The 15,569-nt window shown below is 56.7% G+C and carries 10 protein-coding genes; 3 read left to right on the top strand and 7 right to left on the bottom strand.

The window, feature by feature from the left end; translation table 11 throughout:
• Positions 1 to 64 precede the first annotated feature (64 nt).
• From wzc to EnteroDNA1_RS06620, 3 genes are read right to left on the bottom strand one after another with little or no spacing between them, the layout of a single operon-like run.
• Positions 65 to 2,227: a tyrosine-protein kinase Wzc gene (gene wzc, locus EnteroDNA1_RS06610; protein WP_069303060.1), complete on the bottom strand. Its 2,163-nt coding sequence runs from the start codon at positions 2,225 to 2,227 to the stop codon at positions 65 to 67.
• A gap of 2 nt (positions 2,228 to 2,229) precedes the next feature.
• Positions 2,230 to 2,673, bottom strand: coding sequence for a low molecular weight protein-tyrosine-phosphatase Wzb (gene wzb, locus EnteroDNA1_RS06615; protein ID WP_069303061.1), 444 nt, complete (start codon positions 2,671 to 2,673; stop codon positions 2,230 to 2,232).
• A 6-nt stretch (positions 2,674 to 2,679) separates the two neighbouring features.
• Positions 2,680 to 3,819: a polysaccharide export protein gene (locus tag EnteroDNA1_RS06620; protein WP_014170829.1), complete on the bottom strand. Its 1,140-nt coding sequence runs from the start codon at positions 3,817 to 3,819 to the stop codon at positions 2,680 to 2,682.
• 692 nt (positions 3,820 to 4,511) lie between these two features.
• On the opposite strand from EnteroDNA1_RS06620, the gene EnteroDNA1_RS06625 reads away from it, so the two are divergent.
• Positions 4,512 to 6,095: a TerC family protein gene (locus tag EnteroDNA1_RS06625; protein WP_069303062.1), complete on the top strand. Its 1,584-nt coding sequence runs from the start codon at positions 4,512 to 4,514 to the stop codon at positions 6,093 to 6,095.
• Positions 6,096 to 6,203: 108 nt separating this feature from the next.
• On the opposite strand, the gene asmA is transcribed toward EnteroDNA1_RS06625, so the two are convergent.
• The 3 genes from asmA to udk form a co-directional block, all read right to left on the bottom strand.
• The gene (gene asmA / locus EnteroDNA1_RS06630; protein WP_069303063.1) at positions 6,204 to 8,054 is read right to left on the bottom strand and encodes an outer membrane assembly protein AsmA; all 1,851 of its coding nucleotides are present in this window, start codon (positions 8,052 to 8,054) and stop codon (positions 6,204 to 6,206) included.
• A 22-nt stretch (positions 8,055 to 8,076) separates the two neighbouring features.
• A complete protein-coding gene (gene dcd / locus EnteroDNA1_RS06635; RefSeq protein WP_023312408.1) occupies positions 8,077 to 8,658 on the bottom strand; it encodes a dCTP deaminase in 582 nt (193 codons plus the stop codon).
• A 91-nt stretch (positions 8,659 to 8,749) separates the two neighbouring features.
• On the bottom strand, positions 8,750 to 9,391 hold the full coding sequence (gene udk, locus EnteroDNA1_RS06640) for a uridine kinase (protein ID WP_033145985.1): 642 nt from the start codon (positions 9,389 to 9,391) through the stop codon (positions 8,750 to 8,752).
• 343 nt (positions 9,392 to 9,734) lie between these two features.
• Between udk and EnteroDNA1_RS06645 the strand changes: the two genes are divergently transcribed.
• Positions 9,735 to 13,064, top strand: a complete 3,330-nt coding sequence (locus EnteroDNA1_RS06645; RefSeq protein ID WP_039263258.1) for a diguanylate cyclase — start codon at positions 9,735 to 9,737, stop codon at positions 13,062 to 13,064.
• Here the strand turns inward: EnteroDNA1_RS06645 and alkA are convergent.
• The gene (gene alkA / locus EnteroDNA1_RS06650) at positions 13,029 to 13,901 is read right to left on the bottom strand and encodes a DNA-3-methyladenine glycosylase 2 (RefSeq protein ID WP_069303064.1); all 873 of its coding nucleotides are present in this window, start codon (positions 13,899 to 13,901) and stop codon (positions 13,029 to 13,031) included. The two genes, EnteroDNA1_RS06645 and alkA, sit on opposite strands and share 36 nt — an antisense overlap.
• 255 nt (positions 13,902 to 14,156) lie before the next feature.
• Between alkA and yegD the strand changes: the two genes are divergently transcribed.
• Complete coding sequence (yegD, locus tag EnteroDNA1_RS06655; RefSeq protein WP_069303065.1) at positions 14,157 to 15,509, top strand: molecular chaperone; 1,353 nt, start codon at positions 14,157 to 14,159, stop codon at positions 15,507 to 15,509.
• Positions 15,510 to 15,569: the final 60 nt, after the last annotated feature.

The raw sequence follows: 15,569 nt of genomic DNA on the forward strand, positions 1-15,569 counted from the left end.
ACAGTCCCCTCTCCCCTTTGGGGAGAGGGTTAGGGTTAGGGTGAGGGGTGTGGGGTGTGTTTTGTTATTTACTGTCAGACTTATATTCGTACTCGTAATAGCCGTAATCCTGGTACCCGGTCGCGCGGCGGAAGATGGAGTTCAGGATCACCCCTTTCACCTCAATCCCGTTCTGCTCGAAGCGGCTCAGGCTGGTTTCCACCTCTTTCAGGGTGTTGACCGCGTAACGCGCCACCATCAGCGTGGTGCCAGCGTGGCGGCCAACAACCGCTGCGTCGGTCACGGCCAGAATTGGCGGCGTATCGATCAGCACCAGGTCGTAATTTTTGCTCGCCCACTCCACCAGCTCGGTAAAGCGCTCGCTCATCAGCAGCTCGGACGGGTTAGGCGGCACCTGACCGCGTGGGATCAGGTCAAATTTCGGCACCGTTGTAGGTTTCGCGCTCTGGCTGATTTCACCTTTGCCGAGCAGGATTTCCGACAGGCCGTTCACGTTGTTGGTGCCCAGCAGCTCGTGGGTGTAGCCCTTACGCATATCGCAGTCGATCAGCAGCACGCGCTTGTTGGTCTGGCTGACCACCGCCGCCAGGTTGGCGCAGACGAAGGTTTTACCGATTGACGGGCTTACGCCGGTTAACATCAGGACGTTGTTTTTGGCCTGCATCATGGCGAAGTGCAGACTGGTACGCAGGCTACGGATCGCTTCGATGGCGAGGTCGGTCGGGTTACCCACCGCCAGAAGCTGGCTCTGTTTGTAACGCTTGACGCCCTTGATGGTTTTGACGCTGTCGCGGGATTTTTGCCACTCGGACAGCGGAATGCTGGCATAGACGTTGATACCGCTCTCTTCCAGCACCTGCGGGCTTTCGATACCGCGGTTGAACAGGGAACGCAGCAGCACGCCCACGATGGAGAGCATCAGGCCGAGAATAATGCTGCCGAGAATAATCAGCGCTTTCTTCGGCTTCAGCGCGCCAGGCTGGGTAATGGCCGGGTCGACGATGCGTACGTCACCGACGGTACTGGCTTCGGTGATTTTCAGCTCCTGCTGCTTGTTCAGCAGCTGCATGTAAACCTGCTGTCCAGACTCCACGTCGCGGGTCAGACGCACGATCTCCTGCTGCGTTTTCGGCATCGCGGTCACGCGGTCATTGAGCTTCGCCTTCTCCTCTTCCAGGGTACGGCGTTTCTCCAGCAGCGTGCGGTAGGCCGGGTGACGTTTGGTATAAAGCTTGGAAATCTCCGCCTCTTTGAAGGTCAGCTCGTTGAGCTGCGCATCAATGTTGACCATCGAATCGAGGACCGATTTCGCCTCCAGCGGCAGGTCAACGGAGTCTTTATCCTGACGATAAGCGTTCAGCTTGTTCTCGGCATCATCCAGATGGGCGCGCACTTCCGGGAGCTGTTTCGCGAGGAAGGCCAGGCTTTTCGCCGCTTCCGCCGACTTACGCTCAACGTTCTGCTCAAGATAGTTGCGGGTAATGCTGTTCAGGATGTCGCGGATTTGATCCTTATCTTCACCGGTAAAGGTCATGCTCAGCACGCCGGTGTCCTTACCGTTTTCGGTGACGGTCAGGTTGTTTTGCAGATTGTTGATCATCCCCAGGGTGGAGAATTTGGTGACGGTGAATTCGCCGCCCTCCTGAGCGTTGATGGCGCTAACCATCATGCTGACGCCGTCTTTGGTCAGCATCTGCCCCACTTCACCGCGGGCGCTAAAGCCTGCGTCACTGGTTAGCTGATACTGTTTCGGGCCAAGCACCGTCAGGGTAAACGTCTGATCGGCCGCCCCTTTCGGCAGCACGAAGTCAGTGACTTTCACCGTGTCGTTGTTGCGCCCCATCAGCCGATCCCAGCCGGCACCAAAGATTGGGAAGGTATTTTTGGTGACGGAGATATCGAGCCCGAGGTCGTGAACCGTTTTACCCAGCACCAGGCGTGACTGGATGAGCTGAATTTCGGCGTCGGATGCCGGCGGCTTGTTCGCCAGCGCGGAACCAATGTCCTGCACCAGCGAGTTGCCGGTATTCTGCTCGATCTGCACCAGCGCATCGGCGCTGTAGATAGGGGTGGCGAACAGCGTATAGACGACGGCCGCCGCGGCGAACACGGCGGTAATGCCCAGCACCCACCACTTTGCCTCTACAACAGTGCCGACCAGGCGCCCAATATCAATTTCATCACTGCCCGAAGTCGGGGCGGCAGAAGGTCTTGTTTTTTCTGTCATTGTTATCCCTGCTGAACTTTCAGTGCCTGCGCCCACTGTTGGGCAGACTGGTCAAGTAAGGTGTAAACCGCCTCAAAGGCCTCATGGCGTTTGCGATACGGATCGGGGATTTCACGTTCATTGTCCCAGTGACCAAACAGCATCACCTTGCCGCGCATCTCCGGAGCGATATCGCACAGCGCATGAATATGGCGTTTTTCCATCGTCAGGATCAGGTCATACTCCCGGCACATGCGGCCAGTGACCTGGCGGGCCACGTGGCCGTCGAGAGAGAGGTGATGATCCCGCGCCACGCTCGTTGCGCGCTCATCGGCACCTTTACCGACCAGTGCACCCAGCCCTGCCGAATCAACGGTCAGTTCGGGCTGGTAGTGTTTCAACAACCGTTCAGCCGTAGGGGAACGGCAAATGTTCCCCACGCATACCACCAGAATTTTGTTAAACATCGCGGATTACCAGGTATGAATGTCGCGCGCCGTATCCGTCATGTAGCGAACGCCACTGATGGTTGGCAGCAACTGGTTGATCAGACGGTTCCAGCGGGCAACCGGCGCGGTGGTGACATACACCACATCGTATGGCTGGAGACGGAACTCCGTTGCCATCACCAGAGAGGTCGCATCGGACATATCCAGCTGGTAGATGTTGGCAATCTTGCCTTTCGCACTGCCCTCACCTTTCAGCGGACGGATAACGAAGATACCGGTCGCGTTAGAGGTCGTCAGATCGATACCCTCAGCATTGCCCAGCGCTTCGGTCAGCGTCATACCGCTGAAGTCCATTTTGAGGGTGCTCTGTTTCTTCACTTCACCCATCACGAAGACTTTCAGATCGTCATTGCGCGGCACGTAGAGAATGTCGCCCGGATAGAGCAGGCGGTTCTGGGTCAGATCGCCGTTTTGCATCAGCGCCTGCAGCGAAATACGCTGCTCCTTCCCGTTGTGGGTGAGCACCACGTTGCGCCAGTCGGCGCCGTCGGTTAACCCGCCTGCGGCGTTGATGGCATCCAGTACGGTCAGAGGAACGTTGGTGATGGCCTGCTGGCCGGATTTGTTCACCTGGCCGGAGATATAGGCTTTTTGCGAGCGGAATGCGGCGATATTAACGTCCACCTGCGGATCGGCGATGTACTGCGCTAAGCGGCCGGTAATATCACTACGGATCTCGGCAAGCGTTTTCCCTGCAACATGGACTTTACCAATGTAGGGATAGAACATGGTGCCATCTGACTGCACCCAGTTACCGGTGTCGCTTGAGCTACGGTACTGGCCCGCTGGCGTGGTCAGTTCAGGGTGGTCCCAGACGGTCACGTTGATCACGTCACCCGGCCCCACGCGGTACTGGTAGGACGCAATTTCCTGGTCCAGCGACATATTCGGCTGGGCAACATTCGGACGTGGACGTAATTGTTCGACCAGACGAGGCGTAAGCGGATAAACATTCACCATTTTGTCGAGATCAAAATCGGCATCCTGTTGCTTGATCACATCCTTACCCATTGTTGACATATTGCTGCCGGGAAAGACCGTGCAACCACTCATCAAGGTCACAGACACCAATAATGGCATCAATTTCATTTTGGATTTCATCATTGATTATTTATCACTTTGGCAGAGTAATTATCCTGTGCAATTTAAATAAGCTCGAGTCGTATTGGGTTTCAGCATGCAGTTAATCAAATAGAAATATAACTGGCATCAGTCCTAAAAAAAGCTTATTCATCCATTGGCTATTGACAGAATAATCGAGGCTGATTCACACGCTTTCAGGCACGCTACCGCCCTTGGCTTTCAGTTACCAATCCACTGACTAAACAATGTGTTATGGATAGACACCCTCTTGAGCAAGGTCTTCTGGAAATATATCAGTCGCTTGAGAAACCCGACGGATAATGAATAACCATCCCTGAAGACCGAACATTAATAGCAACACCGAGATTTAACATTTGATGCTGGGAGAATTGTTGCAGCTAACCTAATAGCAGGCAAGGAGACAACTGTCCTAATATCGGTTTTTAAGATTAATATTAAGAGCAAATTTTTGACCTTTTAGGAATTTCTTTATATTGACAAAATGAGAGTAAAAATCATCACCTGCGATATATCCTAAAATGCATTCCTTGTAATTAAATATACGTATTTCGCTTATTTACACCCTATTGAGAATGCTCTCTTTTTTACCCGTCGTATTAAGAGAAATCTCAGCCCGGCATTGCAATTTCCCCCAGCTTTATCCATGATCGAAGTGTGACATTCGTCATATAACAGAAGGTATTGCTATTACTATGGAATGGATTGCCGATCCCTCAATCTGGGCCGGGCTGGTTACGCTGGTCGTCATCGAGCTGGTGCTCGGGATTGATAATCTGGTCTTTATCGCCATCCTCGCTGAAAAACTGCCCCCTTCCCAGCGCGACCGCGCGCGCGTGACGGGTCTGCTGCTGGCGATGGTGATGCGGTTACTGCTGCTGGGCTCTATCTCCTGGCTGGTGACGCTCACTCAGCCTCTGTTCTCCGTTCACGGCCTGAGTTTTAGCGCCCGCGATCTGATCATGCTCTTCGGCGGGTTGTTCCTGCTGTTCAAAGCCACGGTGGAGCTCAACGAGCGGCTGGAGGGCAAAGACAGCGAGAATCCAACCCAGCGCCGCGGAGCGAAATTCTGGCCGGTGGTGGCGCAAATTGTGGTGCTGGATGCGGTCTTCTCCCTCGACTCGGTGATCACCGCCGTCGGGATGGTCGACCACCTTGCGGTGATGATGGCCGCGGTGATCATTGCCATCACGCTGATGGTGATGGCCAGCAAGGCGCTGACCCGCTTTGTGAACAGTCACCCGACTATCGTGATCCTCTGCCTGAGCTTCCTGCTGATGATTGGCTTTAGCCTGGTGGCCGATGGTTTTGGCTTCCATATTCCGAAAGGCTACCTGTACGCCGCCATCGGCTTCTCCGTCATGATTGAAGCGCTCAACCAGCTGGCGATATTTAACCGCCGCCGCTTCCTGTCCGCGAATCAGACCCTGCGTCAGCGCACGGCCGACACGGTTATGCGCCTGCTAAGCGGTAAGAAAGAGGATGCGGAGCTGGATGCCGAATCCTCCGCCATGCTGGCCGATCGCAGCGACGGGCTGATCTTCGACCCGCAGGAACGACGTATGATCGAGCGGGTGCTTAATCTGAATCAGCGGACGGTCAGCAGCATCATGACCTCGCGGCACGACATTGAGCATATCGACCTGACGGCACCGGAAGAGCACATTCGCGCCCTGCTGGATAAAAACCAGCACACCCGCGTGGTGGTGACCGGCGGTGAAGAGGAAGAGGAGCTGCTGGGCGTGGTGCACGTTATTGACCTGCTCCAGCAGCAGCTTCACGGCGAGGCGCTCAACCTGCGCGTTCTGGTGCGCCAGCCGCTGGTCTTCCCTGAGGGGCTACCGCTGCTTTCCGCCCTTGAGCAATTCCGTAACGCGCGCACGCACTTTGCCTTTGTGGTGGATGAGTTTGGTTCGGTGGAAGGGCTGGTCACGCTCAGCGACGTCATGGAAACCATTGCCGGTAATCTGCCTAACGAGGTGGATGAGATTGACGCCCGCCATGACATTCAGAAAAACGCAGACGGGTCGTGGACGGCTAACGGCCACATGCCGCTGGAAGACCTGGTGCAATACGTGCCGCTGCCGCTGGATGAAAAACGGGAATATCACACCATTGCCGGCCTGCTGATGGAGTATTTGCAGCGTATCCCGCAGCCGGGAGAAGAGGTTCAGGTGGGCGACTATCTGCTCAAAACGCTGCAGATTGAAAACCATCGCGTGCAGAAGGTTCAGCTCATTCCGCTGCGGGATGAGGAAGAGCTGGATTTTGAGGTTTAGGTAAAACAAAACGGCAACCCGGTTGCCGTTTTTAGTGTTTGCGCCCTCTCCCGTGGGAGAGGGCCGGGATGAGGGCATCAGGCCGCAACGCCACCCGGCGCAACGACATCAAAGCTTATCCAGCAGCTTCTTCACGTCCTTACCGTCCTGTGAATCTTTATTACGATCCGCCCAGCCGCTAAGCCGACGTTTCGCTTCATCCTGCAGATGCTTGCGCAGGATCTGATCCACCTGCAGGCTGTAATTCAGGGCCTGCCATTTGCCGTATACGGTCAGCGGGACCGGCGTCTCTTTCAGGAAGTCGATGAGCTTGCTTTCACCCTGCCAGCCGGAAAGTACCCGCACGTTAAAGCGCGTGTCCGCCGTCTCTTTCACCAGATCCAGCTTACCTTCACCGGTCATGGATAACAGTGAAGAGGCGCCCTGCATTCCGTTGAGAGTAAGTTGTCCGTTGTCCAGCGTCAGGTCCGCGGTGAAGCTGTCGAGGCGCGTGGCGCTGTCGTAGTTATCCTGGGCCTTCACATCGCTGCTGCGCTCAACCGCCTGCTGCACCAGCTGCTGGAAGTTAAGCCCTTCCATACGGGAATTCTTCAGATCAAGATGCGCCTGCCCCTGCCACTCGCGGCGGAAAGCATCGGCATCAATTTTCGTGCCTGAGAAGTCACCCGCGAGCGTCAACTGCCCCGTCAGGGATATCGGATAGTTGAACGCGTTCAGGATGGTGCCTATCTCAACGTTGTCGAGACGCGGCTGGAATTCGGCGCTGGCAGCGTCTTTACGGACGTCCAGCGTGCCGGGCAGCGAGAGGTTTCCTGCGCCCATCTTCCCGCTCAGTTCGGAGATCACCAGCAAACCGTTATGGTTAAACATCTGGCTGCTCACGTCGGTAAAATCAATGCCGCGCCAGCGCAGGCTATTGGCTTTCAGCAGAATATCCGCCGTGAATCCGCGCAGCGCGTTATAGTCAGGCTGATCGAGATTAGACGAGATAACCGGACGTGATGCCGGTGCCTGGCTTTGCCCCGTCTGGGTGGCATCGTTGTCCGTGGCGCTGGCCGGCAGAGGCGGCAGCAGATTTTCCAGATTGAGCTTGTCAAACTGCAGATTCAGCACCCACTTCGGCTTCTCTTCGAGCGTGACGCTCGCCTGCCCCTTCAGGCTACTGTCATTTGCCTGCAGGTTGAGATTATCCAGCTCGAGCTGCTTTTGCTCTTCGCGCCACACGGCCTGCAGCGTTCCCTGCCCGGTTATTCCCTGGGTGGGGAGATCGGCACCCGTCAGCTGCCAGTTCAGCTGCTGGATGTCGGCCGTGAGCTGATGCGGGTAGTCCGAGGCGTTCACATTAGCATTCAGCGACAGGGTCAAATCGCGCTGATCGCGGTTCACGCGCCCGCTAAATTCCAGCGACGCAAGATGGTGAGCATCCTGTTCCATCTGCAGGTTGATGTTGCGAATGGTCACCTGCTCCTGGTGCTCATGCTGGAAAACCAACACGCTGTCGGCAACTTTCAGCTTGCCGATATCAAAGGACCAGCCGGTATCGGACGGTTCATCGGGCAGAGTATTTTCGCGCGGCGCAACCGGCGCACTGGCATCACGCACGGCTTCGGTTTGCGGGGTGAGCTGAATCACCGCGCCTTTCAGCATCACCTGCTTAACCTGCAGCTGATGGGAAATGAGCGGGATCAGCGCCACATCGAGGCGCATGTTGTCTGCGGACACCAGCGGCTGGGACGCCCCCGGTGCCGTGAGCGACATGCGGCCAGAGAGAATGCTGAGCTGCGGCCAGACGTGCCAGCGCAGCGGCCCGTCAAGCTTCAGTTGATAACCACTGCGCGCCTCGACCTGCCGCACCATGTAAGCGCGGAAATCGTTGGGGTTAACCAGCAGAACCAACGCCGAAAGGCCAGCCACCAGCACCACCAGCAAAATCATCAGCGTCGTCAGAACTCTTCTCATGGCATCCTCAATGGACTAACGATCAGTCTTTATCAATACGGCTGGCAACCGCGCCCTGCTGGTCGCGATATTTTGCGTCCTGCCGACGGTTATAAGGACGATCTGCCGGACCTGACAGCGGTTCAAAGCTTAACGCGCCGATCATCATGCCCGGGCGCAGCGCCAGCGGCAATTTACCGGCATTGAAGAATTCCAGCACGATACGCCCCGACCAGCCTGGATCGATACGGTGCGCGGTCACGTGAACCATCAGCCCCAGTCGCGCCAGCGAAGAACGGCCATCAAGCCAGCCGACAAGGTCCGGAGGCAGGGTGACGGATTCAAACGTCACCGCCAGGGCCAGTTCACCCGGATGCAGATAAAAAGCTTCGCCTTCATCAATTACGATTTCGTCACTCATCACGCGATCGAGCGCGGCGCTGACTTCGTCCTTCGGCCCGCTGAGGTCAATGAACGGCGCAGTGTGGCCACTAAAGGTGCGGAATTTATTCCCCAGGCGGACATCAACGGTCACGCCATTGATACGCTCAACGGGTGGGCGCGGGGTAATAGACAAACGGCCTTCATCCAGCCAGGCTTCAATATCGCGATCGCAAAGACGCATGCCACTTTCTCCTTTCATGCATCGTACCCTGAGGCGGTAAGCGCTCAGGGTAAAACCAGGTTATCTCCGAACGGTACACAATTCACGCGGGTTATTCAAAAAACTGGCTGATTTTCGCTTTTAAGATATCAATAGCAATGCGGTTTTTACCCCCGCGCGGCACGATGATATCGGCGTATTGTTTGGATGGCTCAATAAACTGCAGGAACATCGGGCGGACCGTTTTCTGATATTGCGCCATGACGGAGTCCATCGAACGGCCGCGTTCATTCACGTCACGCTTGATGCGGCGCATCAGGCAGATATCCAGCGGGGTATCGACGAAAATCGAGAAGTTCATGGATTCACGCAGGCGGGCGTCGGTCAGCAACAGGATGCCTTCAAGGATAATGACCTTTTTCGGCTCGATGCGGATGGTTTCCCGAGTGCGGGTGTGTTCTACGTAACTGTAAACGGGCAGTTCAATGGCCTGGCCGCTCTTAAGCGCTTCTAAATGCTGGAACAGCAAGCTGTGATCCATTGCATTTGGGTGGTCATAGTTGGTTTTGACGCGTTCTTCCATCGACAGATGGGATTGATCTTTGTAATAGCTGTCTTCGGGAATGACGCCGATATGCTCATCACCTACTTGTTCACGCAGTTCGCGATAAAGCGTACTGGCAATTAGACTTTTACCTGAAGCCGATGCGCCGGCGATGCCTATAATGACGCATTGATGAGACTTATCAGTCATAAATTTAGCGACCTGATTAACCTGGATGTTAAGGAAGGACGACGCCGGAGCGTCAAACGCGGCAATTATAGGGATTTCACGGGCGTGATACCAGTCGAAAGCACAGGTTCTGCGAGACTGGCCGAAAAGTGACGTCTTATTCCCTGAGTGAAATTTAAATGAGCGTTTTTTCAGCGTTTAACCGTTTTTTTTCACGGAGCCTCTATTTAATAAGTCTGTGGTGTCAAATTCTGAGCGGTCACCATATGAATTGTAAATTGTTTGTACTAGCATAAACCAAATTATCAAATTCACGCGTTCGGACATCTTCCCTGACGGCATGGCGTCTCTGGATAAAGCGGTAATGAATAAACAATACCAGCGGGTTTTGGTTACCACCCCACATCCTTTAATACGACTTGTCTGTCTGGGCCTGGTCACCTTTATCTTTACCTTATTTTCCCTGGAGCTTACCCGGTTCGGCACCCTGCTGGCCCCGCTCTGGTTCCCTACCGCCATTATGATGGTGGCGTTTTATCGCCATGCAGGAAAAATGTGGCCGGGAATCGCCCTGGCCTGTTCGTTCGGCAATATTCTGGCCACCTGGATGCTCTTTTCGTGGGGATCGATAAGCCTCACCTACACCTCGATTAACGTGGTTGAAGCCTTTACCGGTGCGCTATTGCTGCGCAAATTGCTCCCGTGGTACAACCCGCTGCAGAATCTGAATGACTGGATCCGCGTGGCCATCGGCAGCGCAGTGATCCCGCCGCTGGTGGGCGGCTTGCTGGTGTCCCTGCTGGCTCCCGGCCCTGAACCCCTGCGTAATTTCTTCGTCTGGGTGTTGTCCGAAGCCATCGGCGCGCTGGCGGTGGTTCCGTTGGGGCTGTTGTTTAAACCGCATTATCTGCTGCGCCACCGTGACCCGAGACTGCTGCTGGAAACCCTGACCACGCTGGCCGTAACGCTGGCCCTCAGCTGGGCAGCCATCACCTGGCTGCCGTGGCCTTTCACCTGCGTTATCGTTTTGCTTATGTGGAGCGCCGTGCGCTTGCCGCGAATGGAAGCGTTCCTGGTGTTTCTGGTCACCGTGATGGTTGTGTCGCTGATGATTGCCCGAAATCCTGTGGCGCTCACAACCCAGCACGTCGGGGCGATGCTGAACGCCCCCTGGCTGCCGTTCCTGATGCTGCTCCTGCCTGCCAACGTGATGACCATGGTGATGTACGCCTTCCGCGCCGAGCGCAAACACATCACCGAAAGCGAGGAGCGTTTCCGCAATGCGATGGAGTATTCCGCCATCGGTATGGCGCTGGTCAGCATTGAGGGCAAATGGCTGCAGGCTAACAAGGCGCTGTGCAATTTCCTCGGTTACAGCCAGACGGAGCTCCAGTCGCTGACCTTCCAGCAGCTTACCTGGCCGGAAGATCTGCACACCGACCTGGAACAGCTCGAACAGCTGGTCAACGGCGATATCAATACCTATACCCTTGAGAAGCGCTATTACACTCGCGACGGGGAAGTGGTCTGGGCGCTCCTTGCCGTCTCCGTCGTGCGCCATGCCGACGGCTCGCCGCTCTATTTTATCGCCCAGATTGAAGACATTAACGATCTAAAGCAGACCGAGTGGGTCAACAAACGCCTGATGGAGCGCATTACGCTGGCTAACGAGGCGGGCGGCATCGGCATCTGGGAGTGGGATCTGGAGCCAGACATTATCAGCTGGGACAAGCGGATGTTTGAGCTGTATGAAATCCCGCCGCACATCAAGCCTACCTGGCAGCTCTGGCATGACACGATGCTGCCGGAAGATCGTGCCCACGCTGAGCAGGTACTGCGGGACTCGCTGATTTCCCGTCTGCCGTTTAAGCTGGAATTCCGCATCCGCGTGAAGGAAGGCGTGCGCCACATTCGCTCCCTGGCGAACCGGGTGCTCAATAAGCAGGGTGAAGTCGAACGGCTGCTCGGGATCAACATGGACATGACAGAGGTGAAGCAGCTCAACGAGGCCCTCTTCCAGGAAAAAGAGCGTCTGCACATCACCCTCGATTCTATCGGTGAAGCGGTGCTGTGCACCGATATCAACATGAACGTCACCTTCATGAACCCGGTAGCCGAGAAAATGAGCGGCTGGCTGCAGACCGAGGCTATCGGCCAGCCGATCCTCAAGGTGTTGCACATCACCTTTGGTGAAAAAGGGCCGCTGATGGAGAATATTCACAGCGGCGATATGTCCCGTTCCGATATCGATCAGGACGTGGTGCTGAACTGCCGGACCGGCGGGAATTTTGATATTCACTACAGCATTACGCCGCTCAGCACGCTGGACGGGCAGAATATTGGCTCGGTTATCGTGATTCAGGACGTGACCGAGTCGCGCAAAATGCTGCGTCAGCTGAGCTATAGCGCCTCCCACGATGCCCTGACCCATCTGGCAAACCGGGTCAGCTTCGAAAATCATCTTAAACGCCTCCTGCAGACCGTTCGCGAAACGCGCCAGCGTCACGCTCTGGTCTTTATCGATCTCGATCGCTTCAAAGCCGTCAACGATACGGCAGGCCATGCGGCGGGCGATGCCCTGCTGCGGGAACTCTCTTCCCTGATGTTGACCATGCTCCGCTCCAGCGACGTGCTGGCGCGTCTGGGCGGAGATGAGTTCGGGTTACTGCTGCCGGACTGCAATATTGAAAGCGCGCGCTATATCGCCGGGCGCCTGATCCACACGATCAATGACTATCACTTTATGTGGGAAGGCCGCCTGCACCGGATCGGCGCCAGCGCAGGCATCACGCTGATTGATGAAAATAACCATCAGGCGTCGGAGGTGATGTCGCAGGCCGATATCGCCTGTTATGCCTCGAAAAACAGCGGGCGCGGCATGGTGACGGTTTACGAACCCCAGCAGGAGCGGGATCACAACACGCGCAGCATGATGTCGCTTGATGAACAGTGGCACATGATTAAAGACAATCACCTGATGATGATTGCCCGCAGCGTCGCCTCCCCGCGTATCCCGGAAAGCAGTAATTTCTGGCTGCTGTCGTTACGCCTGTGGACCAGCCAGGGCGAAGTCCAGGAAGAGCATGCCTTCCGCTCGGGTCTGGCCGAGCCTGAGCTTTTGCACGCCCTCGACAGACGTATTTTTAATGAGTTTTTCCGCGCCTCTGCCGCACAGGTCGCCAGTAAAGGTATGGGAGTGGCGCTGCCGCTTTCTGAGGCCGGTTTAGCCAGCGTAACGCTGGTCGATGAGCTTCTCGACCTGCTGGATAAAAGCCCTATGCCGGGTCGTCTGCTGCATCTGGTTATCTCTGCCGACGTGGTGTGCAGCCCGGATAAAAACCTGCAGCGGAGTCTGCAAAAGCTTCGCCAGGCGGGCTGCCGCGTGATCTTCAGCCAGGTGGGCCGCGACATGAACGTCTTCACCCACCTGACCGCCAATATGGCCGACTATCTGATGCTGGACGCAGAGGTGGTAAGCAACGTGTATGGCAACCTGATGGATGAGATGATGGTGACCATTGTTCAGGGCCACGCCCAGCGTCTGGGGATGAAAACCATCGCGGGTCCGTGCAATCAGCCCATCATGATGGATACGCTCTCCGGCATCGGCATTGATTTCATCTATGGCGACACCATCGCCGAGCCGCAGCCGCTGGATCTACTGCTCAACACCAGCTATTTCGCCATCAACTGACGGCATCCAGCCGTCGGTATACCAGATGTGCAGCAGCGCGTAAGAGCGCCACGGCTGCCAGCGTTCGGCATAACGCCGAATCTGCGCGGGCGTCATCCCGGCAAAGCGTTGCTTAATCAGATAATCATCAGGCAGAAAGACATCTTTCGCCTGCCAGCCGCGCAGGGCCAGGTAGTTTGCCGTCCAGCGCCCTATTCCCGGCCGCTGCTGTAGCGCCTTCATCCCGGCCTCAATATTCTCGGGTGGGAAAAGCGAAAACGTCCCGTCGATGACCGACTGCGCCAGGTGAATTAACGACTCCGCGCGTTTTACCGGCATGCCCAACGCTTTCATCGCCAGCGGGTCCGCTGCCGCCAGCGCGTCCGGCGTGGGGAAACAGAGATACCCCGGACACTCCGCGATCGGTTCGCCGCACAGCGCCACCACGCGCGACGTCAGTTTCGCCGCCATCGCCACGCTCACCAGCTGCCCGAGGATCGCCCGGACGCCCTGCTCGTACGCGTCCATCGCCCCCGGCAAACGCAAGCCCGGCCGGGCAGCACCGAGATCCCCCAACGTATCCGCGATGTGCTGCGGGTTGCAGGCGAGATCGAACAGGCGCTCGATGCGTTCAAGGCACGTCTGCGCAACCGGAACTAATCCCGGACTGAGCGTCACGGTCAGCGTATGGGTGGCGATATCCGGCGTTACGCGAAATATCCCCTGATGCCCTTCGCAGGCAAAACTGCGCTCGTAGTAGTCGTGGGTGACGGTTTCGATGCCCGTCACCGCACGCGCGCCGAGAAAGCCAAACATCCACTGCCAGTCGTAAGGGGGTTGCCAGTTCAGGGTGTACATCGTTGCTCCTTTTTCATTCTTATACCCTAAATAATTCGAGTTGCAGGAAGGCGGCAAGAGAGCGAATCCCCAGGAGCATAGATAACTATGTGACTGGGGTGAGCGAGCGCAGCCAACACACCTGCAACTTGAAGTATGACGGGTATATCAGCATAAACGGAAAGACCTTGTATTGCCTTGCTTTCATATTCCTGTTGTCGCCATGCGGACATTTCGTTAAAGTCTCGCCCCTTCTCACTGGCATGGGGATTAATCGTGTTTATTGGATTCGACTACGGTACGGCAAACTGCTCGGTTGCGATTATGCAAAACGGGCAGCCACAGCTTCTGAAAATGGAAAAAGAGAGCACGCTGCTGCCGTCAATGCTCTGCGCGCCGACGCGTGAAGCGGTGAGCGAATGGCTGTTCCGCCACCATCAGGTTCCGGCCACGGCGGCGGAGACCCAGGCGCTGCTGCGCCGGGCGGTCAGCTTTAACCGCGAGGAAGACATCGACGTTACGCCCTCCAGCGTGCAGTTCGGCCTCTCTTCGCTCGGGCACTATATTGAAGATCCTGAAGAGGTTTACTTCGTTAAGTCGCCAAAATCCTTCCTCGGCGCCAGCGGACTGAAGCCGCAGCAGGTGGCGATGTTCGAAGACCTGGTGTGCGCGATGATGCTGCATATTCGCAATCAGGCGCAGACGCAGGTCTCCGGTGCGATTACCCAGGCGGTCATTGGCCGCCCGATCAACTTCCAGGGGCTGGGCGGCGACGAGGCTAACCAGCAGGCGCAGGGGATCCTTGAACGCGCGGCGCACCGGGCAGGCTTCCGTGACGTGGTGTTCCAGTATGAGCCGGTTGCCGCGGGGCTGGATTTTGAAGCCACGCTGACGGAAGAGAAGCGCGTGTTAGTCGTGGATATCGGCGGGGGCACAACGGACTGCTCGCTGCTGCTGATGGGGCCGCAGTGGCATAACCGTCGCGACCGTGAAAATAGCCTGCTCGGGCACAGCGGCTGCCGCATAGGCGGTAACGATCTCGATATCGCGCTGGCATTCAAGAGCCTGATGCCGCTGCTCGGCATGGGCGGTCAGACGGAAAAAGGCATCGCCCTGCCGATCCTGCCGTGGTGGAACGCGATTGCCATCAACGATGTGCCTGCGCAAAGTGATTTTTACAGCACCGCGAACGGCCGCTTCCTGAACGATCTGGTGCGCGACGCGCAGGACGCCGAAAAAGTCGCCCTGCTGTATAAAGTGTGGCGTCAGCGCCTGAGCTACCGCGTGGTGCGTACTGCCGAAGAGAGCAAAATTGCCCTTTCCGATCGTACCGAGCATGCGGTCTCCTTGCCGTTTATCAGCGACGATCTGGCCACCGCGATTTCGCAGGACGGGCTGGAGGCGGCGCTCGCGCAGCCGCTGCAGCGTATTCTGGAGCAGGTGCAGCTGGCGCTGGAGAACGGCAAAGAGAAGCCGGACGTGATTTACCTGACCGGAGGGAGCGCCCGTTCGCCGCTGATCAAGAAAGCGCTGGCGGAACAGCTGCCGGGCATTCCGATTGCCGGTGGGGATGACTTTGGCTCCGTCACCGCCGGGCTGGCGCGCTGGGCGCAGGTGATGTTTAGCTAGTGCGGTTATGCCGGGTGGCGGCTTCGCCTTACCCGGCCTACAAAATCCTCGAACCGTAGG

The sequence above is a fragment of the Enterobacter sp. HK169 genome, assembly GCF_001719105.1.
GTDB classification, from domain to species: domain Bacteria; phylum Pseudomonadota; class Gammaproteobacteria; order Enterobacterales; family Enterobacteriaceae; genus Enterobacter; species Enterobacter asburiae_B.

What these genes read in the sequence shown, in the direction of transcription:
- wzc (WP_069303060.1), bottom strand. Translation starts at nt 2,227, where the DNA reads ATGACAGAAAAAACAAGACCTTCTGCCGCCCCGACTTCGGGCAGTGAT.
- wzb (WP_069303061.1), bottom strand. Translation starts at nt 2,673, where the DNA reads ATGTTTAACAAAATTCTGGTGGTATGCGTGGGGAACATTTGCCGTTCC.
- EnteroDNA1_RS06620 (WP_014170829.1), bottom strand. Translation starts at nt 3,819, where the DNA reads ATGATGAAATCCAAAATGAAATTGATGCCATTATTGGTGTCTGTGACC.
- EnteroDNA1_RS06625 (WP_069303062.1), top strand. Translation starts at nt 4,512, where the DNA reads ATGGAATGGATTGCCGATCCCTCAATCTGGGCCGGGCTGGTTACGCTG.
- asmA (WP_069303063.1), bottom strand. Translation starts at nt 8,054, where the DNA reads ATGAGAAGAGTTCTGACGACGCTGATGATTTTGCTGGTGGTGCTGGTG.
- dcd (WP_023312408.1), bottom strand. Translation starts at nt 8,658, where the DNA reads ATGCGTCTTTGCGATCGCGATATTGAAGCCTGGCTGGATGAAGGCCGT.
- udk (WP_033145985.1), bottom strand. Translation starts at nt 9,391, where the DNA reads ATGACTGATAAGTCTCATCAATGCGTCATTATAGGCATCGCCGGCGCA.
- EnteroDNA1_RS06645 (WP_039263258.1), top strand. Translation starts at nt 9,735, where the DNA reads ATGAATAAACAATACCAGCGGGTTTTGGTTACCACCCCACATCCTTTA.
- alkA (WP_069303064.1), bottom strand. Translation starts at nt 13,901, where the DNA reads ATGTACACCCTGAACTGGCAACCCCCTTACGACTGGCAGTGGATGTTT.